The organism is Aromatoleum toluvorans (assembly GCF_012910905.1).
Classification (GTDB): domain Bacteria; phylum Pseudomonadota; class Gammaproteobacteria; order Burkholderiales; family Rhodocyclaceae; genus Aromatoleum; species Aromatoleum toluvorans.
In genome coordinates, this window is record NZ_WTVN01000003.1 from 1 (window position 1) to 13,250 (window position 13,250).

Below are 13,250 nucleotides of genomic sequence, written 5' to 3' on the forward strand. Positions count from 1 at the left end.
GTTCGGCTCCGGCGGGGGTGGGAGTTTCGGCGGCGGAGGCGCGTCAGGGCGATGGTAGGGAAAACGAACGCCACGTCGGGGGGCAGGCAATGAGCGCCCTCGCCCGCCTCGTTCGTCACCTGTGGCTGGACGCCGCCGATGCACGGCGGGCGGTCGGGCCCGACGCGATACGGCGTCTGGAGGCGCGCGTGCGCGAGAGCGAGCGGCAGCACACGGGCGAGATCTGCCTGTGCGTCGAGGCGAGCCTTCCCATGAGCTACCTGTGGCGCCATCTAAAGGGGGCGCCGATCGCCGCCGTCGTGCGCGAACGCGCCGTGACCCTGTTCGGCAAGCTGCGCGTCTGGGACACGGAGCTCAACAACGGCGTCCTGATCTACCTGCAGCTGGCGGAACACCGCGTCGAAATCGTCGCCGACCGCGCCGTGGCGCGGACCGTGAGCGAGGCGGAATGGCAGCGCATGATCGCCGACGTCACGCCCGCATTCCGGGCGAACCGCTACGAGGAAGGTCTGGAGCGGACGATCGACGCGGTGAGCGCGGTACTCAGGTCCGGTTTCCCCGCGACGGATGCCGACGGCGCAGCAAGGTCGAACCAGTTGCCGAACCGGCCCGTCGTGCGCTGAGCGGCGCCCCGGGGCGATACCCTTCCCTTACCGTTACCCGCACAGGCCCCGCCACGCGAGCAGCAGCCAGCCGGCGATCATCAGCGTGCCGCCGATCGGCGTGATCATCCCCAGCACGCGCCAGCCGCTCAGCGCCATCACGTACAGGCTACCGGAAAAGATCAGCGTGCCGAGCACGAGCAGCACCGCGGCGAGCCCTGCATTCGGGAGTCGCCAGGCGCCGAGCGCGAGCAGCCCGGTGGCGTGCCACATCTGGTACTGCACGGCGGTGTTCCACCAGCCGAGTTCGGCGGGGCCGAGCACATTGCGCAGGCCGTGCGCGCCAAAGGCCCCGAGGGCAACGCCCAGCCCGGCGAGCAGGCTGCCGGCGATCAGGATGAATCGGTTCATGAGTTTTCGCCCGTTGCGACGCAACGGATGCCGTGAAGCGTTGGATTCCCGCACGATATGACCGTGCGGCAGAGTGATCGCCCTGGGACGCTGCCGACGATATGAACGGATAGTGTCCCCTGCCGCTCCCGGCCACGCAATCCCCGGCCATGCAATCCGACGAAACGCCGGCCGTCGGGCCGCCGTCAGACCCGCAGGCCGGAGACCGCGTGCCGCAGTCCGCCGGAGAGCGACTGCAGTTCATCGATGATGCTGCCGGTGTGGCGGGCCGCGGAGTGGTTCTCGTCCGCCATCGCCGACATGCGCTCGATGCTGCGCGCGATGTCGGTGCTGGCTTCGGTCTGCGCACGGGTCGCGACGACGATGTCGTTCACGAGGCTGGCCGAGTGCGATACCTCTTCGTGGATGGAAGCGAGCGTGTCGCGGACCTGCGAGAAGCTCGCCGAGCTCGCGTCCACGCGGTCGCTGCCCTGGCGGATGCGGGCCACCACGTCCTGGATGCTGCCGCGCATCTCGCGGATCGTTTCCTCGATCTCGCGCGTGGATTTCCCGGTACGGTCGGCGAGCTTGCGGACTTCGTCGGCGACCACCGCAAAGCCGCGCCCTACTTCGCCGGCGCGTGCGGCCTCGATCGCCGCATTGAGCGCGAGCAGGTTGGTCTGATCGGCGATCTCGGCGATCACGCCTATCACGTGATCCACGTTGCGCGAGCGTTCCTCCAGCGCCAGCACGGCGTCGACCGCAGCGGCGATGTCCTCGACGACGCGCTGCATCTCGGCCTTCGCCCGATCGGCCACGTCGCGGCCCTCGGCGGAGAGATCGGCCGCCTGGCGCACGATGCGGCTCGTGTCTTCGGCGTGGACGGCGACCTCCTGAACGCTGACCGCAAGCTGCTGCACGGAGCTGGACGAGCTGGCCGCGGTCTCGCTCTGGCGGCCCGAGGCGGTGGTTACGTGCCCGATCTGGTCGGTCAGGATGCCGGCCGCGGATTGTGTGTCGCCTGCGGCGGCAGCGACCTTGCCGATGAGCTCGGCGAAGCTCTGCGCCATGGCGTTGAAGCCGCTGCCGACGTGGCCGATCTCGTCGCGCGTGCGCACGGCGACGCGGGTACGGAGATCGCCCGCCGTCATCGCACGGACGGCGCCTTCGAGTTCCCCGATGGAGCCCGTGATCGACGAATAGGCGCCGGAAAATATCCAGCCCAGCAGCACGATGGTCGCACCGAACACGATCATGCCCGCGTGGAAGGTCGTCCGTGCCTTGGCTTCGGACGTCGCCATCAGCCCGTCGATTCCGGGCGTGAGCGCTGCGCCGAAGGCCAGGGCGGCATCGAGGGCGGCGCTGCCCTTGGCGTGGAAGTCGGCCGCGGGGATGTCGAACTCGGTCGTGTTGATGAGCTTGGTCGTGAGGAGTTCCTGCAGGCCGAGGGTCGCGAGGTTGAGCGCGTCCAGCGGCGCGGCGAGCGCCTTGCCGGTTGCCGGGGCGACCGCGCCGGTCTTTTCGATGCTCTTGCTCATCCACGTCAGGAGCGTGTCGAAGCTGCCGCGCAACATGCTCAGCGCGTCGCGCTGCGCCGAGCCGATGCGGCCGCGGGCAAGGACGCCGGTACCGGTGTCGCGCGCCTGTCCGAGGTTGTGCACCAGCGGGGCGAGTTGATCGTTAAGGATGCCGATTGCCACCTGCACGGAGAGCTCGTCCTGCAGGCCCAACCTGCTCCGGTCGACGATAACGTCACGCAGGCGGAAGAGCTCGTCCAGCATGCGCTCATGTGCTTCGCGGACCTGATCGGCGTCCTCGAAGCGTTGCCGGGCAAGCTCGTCCCATTGTCGGCGGATGCGACTGCCGTCGTCGCCGGCAAGGGGGTGGTCGAGTGCGGCCGGTGCGGCGCGTTCGAATTCGCTGGCCGACTGCGCGATGTGCGCGTCGAGCGCGGTGTCGCCGTGTGCGCTTGCCAGGGACGCGGCGTAATGGTCCTGCACGCTGCGCACCAGTCCGAGGACGGGCATCTGCAGCGCGAGGCCTTGCCGCTGCAGGGCGATGCGGTCGATCGACTGCGACGCGTCGTGCAGCAGCAGCGCGGTGGTGCCGGCCAGGGGCAGGGAAAACAGCAGGAACGCGCCGAGCAGCTTGTGACGGAAACTCAGGCGTCCGGCAAGCCAGATCGTGGGTTGGAGGAGTCGCTTGAACACGGCCTTGGGATTCGCTGGAGACTGATACGGATCGACCGAGGCTAGCGGGTGCGTGTGTCGTTTTTATTACAAATTGTAATCGTTGGCCGTTGTCGCTACGAATGGTTCGGCGATTCCGCGGCAAACGGCCCGCCCCGACCGCGGGGCGGGCCGTACAAGGCAGCCTTACTCGGCCACGACGCCGATTTCACCGGCGAAGGCGAGCGGCTCCTCTTCCTCGGGCGCGTGCGGCGCGCTGCGGGCCACCAGCGACACGGCGAGTGCCGCAATGGCGCCGGGAATGGCGAAGAACAGGAAATTGAAGTGCAGCGGCATTGCCATCGCGAGCAGCGTGCCGCCGACGATGGGCCCGAGGATCGCGCCGCTGCGGCCGACGCCGGAGGCCCAGCCGATGCCGGTCGAGCGGATCGCCATCGGATAGAACTGCGCGGCATAGGCGTACAGCAGGATCTGCGAACCGATGGTGGTCGCCCCCGCGAGCGCGACGAGGACGTACAGGACCTCGGTCGGGCTCTTGTAGCCGAGCAGGCTGATCGAGAACGCGCCGATCACGAAGAAGATCATCAGCACGGTCTTCAGGTGCAGGCGATCCGCCACGACCCCGCCGCCGACGGCGCCGAAGATGGCCCCGAGGTTCAGCACCAGCAGGAAGGAGAGGCTCGAGCCGAGCCCGTAGCCCGCCTGCGTCATCAGCTTCGGCAGCCACGACGCGAGCGCGTAGACCATCAGCAGGCACATGAAGAACGCGACCCAGAACATCACCGTGCTGAGCGCGCGGCCGTGCTTGAACAGCGCCACGAGCGGAACGTGGCCGGTCTTGCCCGTCGGGAAGTCGTAGCGGTCGCCGGGTTGCGGGACGAAGCTTCCTTCGACGCGCGCGAGCAGGATGGCGGCCTCGCGGTCGCGATTGGAGTGGAGAAGGAAGCCGATCGATTCGGGCAGCAAGTACAGGATCACGGGCAGCAGCAGCAGCGGCAATCCGGCGATGAAGAACACCGAGGACCAGCCGAAGGACGGGATCAGGTAGATGCCCAGGCCCGCCGACAGCATCCCGCCCACCGAATAGCCGCTGAACATGATCGCGACGAGCGTCGTGCGCAGCTTCTTCGGCGAGTACTCGGTCATCAGGGCGACGACGTTGGGCATCACGCCGCCGATCCCCAGTCCCGCGATGAAGCGGCAGACCGCGAACTCGGTGACATCGCGCGCGAAGCCGTTGATGAAGGTGAACAGGCTGAACAGGGTCACGCACACCGCGATCACCTTCTTGCGCCCGAAGCGGTCGGACATCGGGCCGAAGATCAGGGCGCCGAACATCATGCCGAACAGCGCGTAGCTGCCGAGAGTGCCGGCCTGGATCGGCGTGAGGTTCCATTCCTTCATCAGCACCGGCAGCACGACGCCGTAGATCACGAGGTCGTAGCCGTCGAAGATGATGATCAGGGCACACCAGAAGAGGACCTGCCAGTGGAAGCGATTGAATTTCGCCTCGTCGATCAGTTTGTGTACATCGATGTTTCTCATGCTGCCGTGTCTCCGTGAATCGTTGTAATGCCTCAGGGCGCCCTGTGAGGCCCTGCGGTTTGGTGATGGGTGTCCCGGTGATGGGCCCTCAGCTCACGCCCAGGTGTTTGTGCAGCACGTCGGGATTCGCGCGAAGGTCGGCGCTGCTCGCCTCGTGGGCGACCTGGCCTTTCACGAGAATGACGTTCCGGTCGGAAATCGACGTCACTGCCGCATGGTTCTTGTCGATGACGATGGTGGCGATGCCGGTGGCACGGATCTGGCGGATGATGTACCAGATCTCCTTGGCGATCAGCGGCGCCAGGCCTTCGGTCGCCTCGTCCAGGATCAGCAGGTCCGGGTTCGTCATCAGCGCGCGGCCGATCGTGAGCATCTGCTGCTCGCCGCCCGAGAGCTGGTTGCCGCCGTTGGTGAGGCGTTCGCCGAGCCGCGGGAAGGTGTCGAGCACGCGCTGGTAGGTCCAGTCGCGGCGCCCGTCGACGCCCGGTTTCGCGGCCATGAGCAGGTTTTCGCGCACCGACAGGTTCGGGAAGATCCCCCTGCCCTCGGGCACGTAGGCGATGCCCTTGCGCGCGATCAGATAGGGCCGCGCGCCGGTCATCGTCTTGCCGCGCACCGCGACGCGGCCGTGGCGCGGGCGCACGTGGCCGAGCATGCTGCGGATCAGCGTCGTCTTGCCCATGCCGTTGCGCCCCATCAGGCCGACGGTCTCGCCGCGGCTGATGCGGAAGTCGATGCCGTGCAGGATGTGGCTCGTGCCGTAGAAGGAATGCAGCCCTTCGGCTTCCAGAAGGATGTCACTCATCGTCGGGTTCTCCTGCGCCAAGGTAGGCTTCCTGCACCGCCACGCTTTCGCGGATCTGCTCCGGCGGGCCGCTCTCGAGCACCTGTCCGGTCACCATCACCGTGATCACGTCCGCGACGGCAAAGACAGCGTCCATGTCGTGCTCGACGAGCAGGATCGCGTGATCCGGCGTGAGCTTCTTCAGCAGGCCGACCATCGCCTGCGATTCCTCCGGCCCCATGCCGGCGAGCGGCTCGTCGAGGAGCAGCACCGACGGTGTCGTCGCGAGCACCATCGCGATCTCCAGCTGGCGCTGCTCGCCGTGGCTGAGCGTGCCGGCGACGACGTCGCGCCGCGCGGAGAGCCCCGCCTGCCCGATCGCCTTGTCCGCCGCCTCGCACAGGTCGGCGTAGCCGGTGGCGTGCGAGAAGATGCGCAGCGCGCGCGGGGTGCGCGACTGCGCGGCGAGGCGGCAGTTCTCGAACACCGTGAAGCCGGGGAAGATGTTGGTGCGCTGGTAGCTGCGGCCGATGCCGTTGCGCGAGCGCCTGTCCGGGCTCCAGCCCGAGATGTCCTGCCCGCGAAGGAGGATCTGCCCGCCCGACGGCGGCAGGTCGCCCGAAAGCAGGTTGATCAGCGTCGACTTGCCCGCGCCGTTGGGCCCCAGCACCGCGTGGAGCACGCCCTTGTGCATGTCGAGCGACACGTCCCTGTTCGCGTACAGGCCGCCGAAGCGGCGAGACAGCCCGCGCGCGGAGAGCACGAGTTCAGCCATGGCGGGCCCCTCCTCCGATCAGAAGCCCCTTCAGGCGTCTGGGCAGGCTCGACAGCCCGCCCGGCAGGACCATCACCACGGTGACGATCACCGCCCCCATCAGCAGCTGCCAGTGCTTCGTCAGCGCGCCAAAGACTTCCTGCAGCACGACGAAGGCGAAGGCGCCGATCGCCGCGCCGTTGAGCGTTCCCATGCCGCCCAGGATCACCATCAGCAGCACGTTGCCGGACTGGTGCCACGAGAGGATTTCCGGGGTGACGAAGCCGAACTGGCAGGCCGAGAGGAAGCCGGCGAGCCCCGCGAGTCCGCCTGCGGTGACGAAGCCCGCGAGCTTGTAGAGGAAGACCGGAAAGCCCAGCGACACCATGCGGTGCTCGTTGCTCTTGATGCCCGCCAGCGCGTGCCCGAGCGGCGAGCGCAGCAGCACGCGCAGGAACACGTAGGCGACGACCAGGAAGGCGAGCACGATGTAGTAGAACTGCATCGGCTCGTTGAGGTCGAGCAGCACCTTCTCGCCGATGCGCAGTTCCGGCTTCACGTTCAGGAAGGCGCCATCCGACCCCCCGCCGAGCGGCGTGTCGTGGAAGACGAAGTAGATCATCTGCGCGAACGCCAGCGTCACCATGATGAAGTAGATGCCCTTCGTGCGCAGCACGAACAGCCCCACGACGAAGGCGACCGCGGCGCCGGTGAGGATCGCCCCCGGCAGCACGAGCCACAGGTTCCCCGGATCGTACTTCGGCGACAGCAGCACGACGCTGTAGGCGGCGACCCCGAAGAAGGCCGCATGGCCGAAGCTCACCAGGCCGGTGAAGCCGACCAGCAGGTCGAGGCTCATCGCAAAGATCGTCATGATCATGATCTTCGCGATGAGCTCGTTGTAATAGGTCGAGCCGAAGATCGGGAACAGGGCCAGCGCCAGCAGCACCAGCGGGAGGTAGTTGCGCTTCTTCTTGGCGGGCAGCGGCATGTCAGATCCTCCGGAAGATGCCTTCGGGCCGCCACAGCAGCACCGCGGCCATCAGCACATACACGGCCAGCCCCGCGTAGTCGGGCGCGATCACCTTGCCGAAGGTGTCGGTCAGGCCGATCAGCAGCGCCGCGACGAGCGCGCCCCACACCGATCCGACGCCGCCGATCACGACGACGACGAAGCAGATGATCAGCACCTGGTTGCCCATGCCCGGATACACCGACGACACCGGCGCCGCGAGCATCCCCGCGAAGGCCGCGAGCGTCACGCCGAGACCGAACACGATGCGGTAGATCAGGTCGATGTTGATGCCCAGCGCCTGCACCATCTCGCGGTTGGAGCTGCCCGCGCGGATCATCATCCCGAGGCGCGTGTAGCGGATCAGCCAGTACATGAGCGCGGCGAGCAGGATGCATACGCCGGACATGAACAGCCGATACACCGGGTAGCTGAGGGTTTCGCTCAACTGGATCGATGCCGACAGGAGCTCGGGGATCGGCACGCCATGCACGTCATCGCCGACGATCAGGCTGCGCAGCTCCTCGAAGATCAGGATCAGGCCGTAGGTCAGCAGCACCTGGTCGAGGTGGTCGCGCTTGTAGAGCCTGCTGAAGAGCCCCCATTCGAGCAGGAAGCCGATCAGCGCGCTGAGTGCGATGCCGACGATGACGGCCACGAGCAGGTTGCCCGACAGCGAGGTCAGCGAGAACGCCATGTAGGCGCCCATCATGTAGAAGCTGCCGTGGGCAAGGTTGATGATGCCCATGATGCCGAAGATCAGCGTCAGTCCGCTGGCCACCAGGAACAGCAGCAGCCCGTACTGAAGCGAGTTCAGCAGCTGGATGAGGAAGGTCGAGAAATCCATCGCCGTATCCCTCCGGGCGCAGCCTGCGCCCGTGTGAAGGTGAGCCGAATCGGGCGTGCGCCGCCGCGAGGGCGAACGCCGCCTGAAGCAGTGGTGCCGCGCCGGCGGGGCGTGTCCTGCGCGGGGGCGTCCCTTACGTCGCGCCCGCGCACGCCCCGCCGGGGCTGGCGACCGGATTACATCCGGCAGCCGCGCGCCGGATCGGCCAGCGCCTTCGCGGCGACCGAGATAACCTTGTTCTGCTTGGCCTCCACCTTGCGGAGATAGATGTCCTGCACGGGGTTGTGCGCCTTCGACAGCGTGAAGCGCCCGCGCGGACTGTCGATCGTCGCCTTCTCCATTGCCGCGACCAGCCCCTCGCGCTTCGTGACGTCACCGCCGACGCCGGCAAGTCCCGCCGCGAACAGCTGCGCCGCGTCATAGCCCTGCACGGCATACACGTCCGGCTGCATCTTGAATGCCATCGCGTAGGCGGTGCGGAAAGCCTTGTCCCGGGCGATGTCGAGCCCGTCGGCGTAGTGCAGCGTGGTGAGGATGCCCTCGGCGGAATCGCCCTGCGCTTCCAGCGTGCCGTCGGTGAGGAAGCCCGAGCCGTAAAGCGGGATGGTCTTCTTCAGGCCCGCGGCGTCGTAGTCCTTCACGAACTTCACCGCGCCACCGCCCGCGAAGAACACGAACACGGCGTCGGGCTTGAGCGCGGCGATCTCGGTGAGGTAAGGCTGGAACTCGACGTTCGGGAACGGCAGGTACATCTCCTTCACGACCTTGCCGCCCGCTCTCTCGAACGCCTCCTTGAAGCCCGCGACCGACTGCTCGCCGAAGGAATATTTCCAGCTCAGCGTGACGACGTTCTTGTGCTTCTTCTCGGCCATCACCTGCCCCATCGCGTAAGCGGGCTGCCAGGCCGAAAACGAGGTGCGGAAGATGTTGGGCGAGCACAGCGGGCCCGTGATCTCGTCCGCGCCGGCGTTCGGGACGATCAGCAGCGACTTCGTCTCGCGCGCGACACGCGTCATCGCCAGCGCCACGCCCGAATGCACGGTGCCGATCAGGACGTCGACGTTGTCGCGTTTGATCAGCTTGTTGGCGTTCTCGGGCGCTTTCGCGGCGTCCGACTCGTCATCGACGGTGAAGTACTCGATTTGGCGTCCGCCGAGCTTGCCGCCACCCTGCTCCACGGCAAGCTTGAAGCCGTTGGTGATCGCGTTGCCCAGCGACGCGTAAGTCCCGGTGTACGGCAGCATCAGGCCGACGCGGATCTTGTTGGCGCTCTGCGCAAAAAGCGGCGCTCCGGGCAGGGCAAGCCCTCCCGCGATACCGGCAGTGGACAGCAGGAAACGACGGCGATTGAATCCTTGCTCCATTTCACACTCCTCCTTTGGTTAGGCCGCTTGAGCGGCTCTGGTTATTTATGTGTGCGCTACGGGATCTACGCCCCTGAAAGCGACCGAAGCTTGAATCTCTGGATCTTGCCGGTTGCCGTCTTGGGCAACTCTTCGACGAACTCCAGCCAGCGCGGGTACTTGTACGGTGCGAGCTTGCTCTTGACGTGGAGCTTCAGCTCGTCCGCAAGGTCCGCCGCGGGCATGCGCCCCGGTTTCAGCACGACGAAGGCCAGCGGCTTGATCAGGCCGTCATCGTCCGCCTTTCCGACCACCGCCGCTTCGAGCACCGCAGCATGCGTGATGAGCGCCGATTCGACCTCGATCGGCGAAACGTAGATGCCGCCGACCTTGAGCATGTCGTCGTTGCGCCCGGCGTACACGTAGTTGCCGTCCGCATCCTGGCTGTACTTGTCGCCGCTGCGCGTCCACTGGCCGATGAAGGTCTCGCGGCTCTTCGTGCGGTTGTTCCAGTAGAGCGCCGCGCTGGTCGGCCCGCGCACCTGGAGTTCGCCCGCCTCGCCTTGCGCGACCTCCGCGCCGTCGTCGCCGATCAGGCGCAACTCGTATCCTGGCACTGGCTTGCCGCTGGTGCCGTAATGCACGTCACCTGACCTGTTCGAAAGGAAGATGTGCAGCATCTCGGTCGAGCCGAGTCCGTCCAGGATTTCGACGCCGAAGTGCTCGGTCCAGCGCTTGCCGACTTCCGCCGGCAGCGCCTCGCCGGCAGACGTGCAGCGGCGGATGGACAGTTCCTCGCGCCCCGGCAGTGCCGGGCTCGCCAGCATCGACGCGTAGAGCGTCGGCACGCCGCAATAGATCGTCGGCTGATGCTCGCGCAGCACGCGGAACACTGCGTCCGGCGTCGGCCGTTCGGCCATCAGCACCGCCGTGCCACCGGCGGCCAGCGGAAAAGTCAGGCCGTTGCCCAGGCCGTAGGCGAAGAACAACTTCGCCGCGGAGAAAACGACGTCGTCCTCGGTCACGCCGAGGATCGGCTTCGCGTACAGCTCGGCGGTATGGATCAGGCTCGAGTGCAGGTGCACCGTGCCCTTCGGGGCGCCGGTCGACCCGGACGAATACAGCCAGAAACAGGGATCGTCGCAGCAGGTCTGCGCGGCCTCGTACGGCGGGCGCGGCGACGCGATCAGTTCGGCGAAGTCGAGATGTCCGCCGCGGGTGCCGGCGTCGCCGCCCGAGACGATCACGTTCTTGATGAAGGGGCTGGCTTCGATCGCGCTGGTGAAAGCCGGCAGCAGGGCCGACGAGACGACCAGGCCGCGCGCACGGCTGTCGCGCAGCATGTAGGTGTAGTCGGATGCCGTCAGCAGGGTGTTGACGGGGATCGGCACGACGCCGGCCTTGATGCAGCCGAGGAAGGCCGTGGGGAAATCGACGGTGTCGAGCAGGCACAGCAGCACCCGCTCCTCCATGCGGATGCCCATCTCGCCCAGGGCGTGCGCGAAGCGATCGACGCGCTCGGCGAGTTGCGCATACGTATAGCTCCCCGCCTGGTCGATCACCGCCGTCTTGCCGCCGCGCCCAGCGCGCAGGTTGCGCTCGATCAGGTCGTGCGCGGCGTTGTATTCACGCGGAATCGTGATTCGCGGTGGGCTGACGCTCTGATCCGCGGCGCTAAGTTCTGCCATTTGCTCCTCCTCTCCTTGTCGTTCGTATCGGTCTGGCATCTCCTTGCGGCGGCGGGATCTAGTGAATCGTTAGTCCGCCGTCGGCTGCCAGAATCTGTCCCGTCACGTAGTTCGCCGCATCCGAAGCGAAGAACACGAACACCGGGGTAATTTCCTCCGGCTCGGCCCAGCGCCCGAGCGGAATGCGGTCGAGGTACTTTTCCTTGAATCGTTCGTCGGTGCGGATCGTCTCGGTCATCGGCGTCGCCGCTCCCGGCGCAATCGCATTCGCGGTGATGTTGTAGCGCGCCAGCTCCTTGGCGGTGCTCTTGGTCATGCCGAGCACGCCGGCCTTCGCGGCGCTGTAGTTGATCTGCCCGATCGTGCCGAGCACGCCGGCGGTGGACGTCACGTAGATGATGCGCCCGTACTGGCGCTCGATCATGCCGCCGACCACGGCCTGCAGGCAGTTGAATGCGCCGGTGAGATGCACCGCCAGCACCTGGTTCCACTGGTCCGGCGTCATCTTGTTGAGCATCGCCGTGCGCGTGATGCCGGCGTTATTGACGAGGATGTCGATGCGGCCCCATTGCGCATTGACCTTGGCGGCCATCGCTTCGACCTGCTCGCGGTCCGCGACGTTGCACGCCACCCCGATCGCCTGTCCGCCGGCCTCGACGATCTGTCCGGCCACGCGGTCTGCGGTCGCCTGATCGAGATCGATCACCGCAACCTTCGCGCCCTCTTTTGCATAGGCCTTCGCAACGGCCGCCCCGATGCCCTGCCCCGCTCCGGTCACGATTGCGACCCTGTCTTTCAACTGCATGCGAGTCCCCTGTCACTGCGTGGCGGTCGTCGATCCGCCGGTGAACTGCAATGCTCCCCCGGTAGAGAAAAGGCCGGGGTGGGAGGAGACAGCCGATGCCGTATCCACCACCCCGGGAAGGGAGAGACCTTATGAAACGTTTAGCTGCCCAGGCATCAGGCCTTGGGCTTCGCCAGGACCTGCTCGGCGAAGTTGTCGTCGAACATGGCGCCTTCGGCGACGAGCTGGCGGAACTTGATGAAGTCGATGACGTCCTTGCCGGTCGCCTTCTTGTTGTTGAAGGCGGTGAAGCCGAGGTACGCCTCGTGATTCATGTTCGCCGCGAGCCAGTGCCGGTTGGCGAGCTTCAGCTGGTCCCAGAAGAACTTCTTCTTGCCGCGGATGCCGTCGATCGACTTGATCAGGCACTGCGGGAAGAGGTTCGTGAACTTCCACACGAGCGCATTGACTTCCGCGTCGAGGCGCGAGAAATCGGTCGCGCATTGGCCGATCAGATCCTTCGCCGCCTGGACCTTGTCGGCCGCGACCGGCTCGCCGTAGACCAGCTCGCCGTCATCGACGTAGGCATCGGTGCGGACGAGCGGGTTGCGGACCCATTCGCCGTCCTTGTTCTTCAGCACCGGCACGACCTTGGTGATGAGGTTCTTCGACTTCATCTTGTACGCGCTCCACGGCTCGCACGAGATGCAGTTGTACATCGCGTCTTCCATGTTCAGCATCCACGGCAGGAAGTCCGTGGAGCCGCCATCCGGCGCGCTGCCGTGCTTCGGGCCGGCTTGGCCGAACACCGCCATGTCGGACGTGATCGTGATGTCGGTCGCCATGCCGATCTCCTGGCCGCCGCCGACGCGCATGCCATTGACGCGGCAGATCACCGGCTTCTTGCAGTTCAGTATGCCGTCGACCATGGCGTTGAACAGATCCATGTACTCGCCGTACTCGTTCGGGCGACGGGCATAGTAGGACGCGTATTCCTCGGTGTTGCCACCGGTGCAGAACGCCTTGTCGCCCATCGCGGTGAACACCACCGCCGTGACCGTGCGGTCGCCGGAGGCGCGCTGGAACCCGGCGATGACGCCCTTGACCATCTCGGTCGTGTAGGAGTTGTACTGCTTCGGGTTGTTCAGGATGATCCACGCGGCGTACAGGCCCGGAACCTGATTACCCTGCGGGTCCGTCACGGGACGCTTTTCGAAGATGACCGAGGGCGCCTCGGTGCCGAAATGCTCGTGACCGAGCAGGGCGTGATCCTTGGTTTCGTTGTCGCGGGGCAGCCAATCGAGTGCCATGA

At 66.4% G+C, this 13,250-nt stretch carries 12 protein-coding genes; 1 reads left to right on the top strand and 11 read right to left on the bottom strand.

All coding sequences use genetic code 11. The features are described 5' to 3' along the window. The first annotated feature begins 89 nt into the window (after positions 1–89). Positions 90–623 (top strand): TPM domain-containing protein, encoded by a 534-nt coding sequence (locus GPA22_RS02980; protein WP_169254619.1) that lies wholly within the window; start codon positions 90–92, stop codon positions 621–623. Positions 624–656: 33 nt separating this feature from the next. Here GPA22_RS02980 and GPA22_RS02985 read toward each other — a convergent pair whose 3' ends face one another. From GPA22_RS02985 to oah, 11 genes are all read right to left on the bottom strand, one after another. Beyond that, on the bottom strand, positions 657–1,013 hold the full coding sequence (locus GPA22_RS02985; protein WP_169254620.1) for a DUF423 domain-containing protein: 357 nt from the start codon (positions 1,011–1,013) through the stop codon (positions 657–659). A 185-nt stretch (positions 1,014–1,198) separates the two neighbouring features. After that, the gene (locus GPA22_RS02990; protein ID WP_169254621.1) at positions 1,199–3,202 is read right to left on the bottom strand and encodes a methyl-accepting chemotaxis protein; all 2,004 of its coding nucleotides are present in this window, start codon (positions 3,200–3,202) and stop codon (positions 1,199–1,201) included. A 165-nt stretch (positions 3,203–3,367) separates the two neighbouring features. Next, positions 3,368–4,726: an MFS transporter gene (locus GPA22_RS02995; protein ID WP_169254622.1), complete on the bottom strand. Its 1,359-nt coding sequence runs from the start codon at positions 4,724–4,726 to the stop codon at positions 3,368–3,370. An 88-nt stretch (positions 4,727–4,814) separates the two neighbouring features. Next, positions 4,815–5,531, bottom strand: coding sequence for an ABC transporter ATP-binding protein (locus tag GPA22_RS03000; protein ID WP_169254623.1), 717 nt, complete (start codon positions 5,529–5,531; stop codon positions 4,815–4,817). Then, positions 5,524–6,285, bottom strand: a complete 762-nt coding sequence (locus GPA22_RS03005; protein WP_169254624.1) for an ABC transporter ATP-binding protein — start codon at positions 6,283–6,285, stop codon at positions 5,524–5,526. Before GPA22_RS03005 ends, GPA22_RS03000 begins: the two co-directional genes overlap by 8 nt. Next, positions 6,278–7,255 (bottom strand): branched-chain amino acid ABC transporter permease, encoded by a 978-nt coding sequence (locus tag GPA22_RS03010; protein WP_169254625.1) that lies wholly within the window; start codon positions 7,253–7,255, stop codon positions 6,278–6,280. The genes GPA22_RS03005 and GPA22_RS03010 overlap by 8 nt, the downstream gene beginning before the upstream one ends. 1 nt (position 7,256) lies before the next feature. Next, complete coding sequence (locus GPA22_RS03015; RefSeq protein WP_169254626.1) at positions 7,257–8,123, bottom strand: branched-chain amino acid ABC transporter permease; 867 nt, start codon at positions 8,121–8,123, stop codon at positions 7,257–7,259. Positions 8,124–8,299: 176 nt separating this feature from the next. Then, positions 8,300–9,487: an ABC transporter substrate-binding protein gene (locus tag GPA22_RS03020; RefSeq protein WP_169254627.1), complete on the bottom strand. Its 1,188-nt coding sequence runs from the start codon at positions 9,485–9,487 to the stop codon at positions 8,300–8,302. 65 nt (positions 9,488–9,552) lie between these two features. Then, positions 9,553–11,154, bottom strand: coding sequence for a benzoate-CoA ligase family protein (locus GPA22_RS03025; RefSeq protein ID WP_169254628.1), 1,602 nt, complete (start codon positions 11,152–11,154; stop codon positions 9,553–9,555). A 58-nt stretch (positions 11,155–11,212) separates the two neighbouring features. Beyond that, positions 11,213–11,959, bottom strand: a complete 747-nt coding sequence (locus tag GPA22_RS03030) for an SDR family NAD(P)-dependent oxidoreductase (RefSeq protein WP_169254629.1) — start codon at positions 11,957–11,959, stop codon at positions 11,213–11,215. 155 nt (positions 11,960–12,114) lie between these two features. Continuing rightward, the gene (oah, locus tag GPA22_RS03035) at positions 12,115–13,248 is read right to left on the bottom strand and encodes a 6-oxocyclohex-1-ene-1-carbonyl-CoA hydratase (protein ID WP_169254630.1); all 1,134 of its coding nucleotides are present in this window, start codon (positions 13,246–13,248) and stop codon (positions 12,115–12,117) included. Positions 13,249–13,250: the final 2 nt, after the last annotated feature.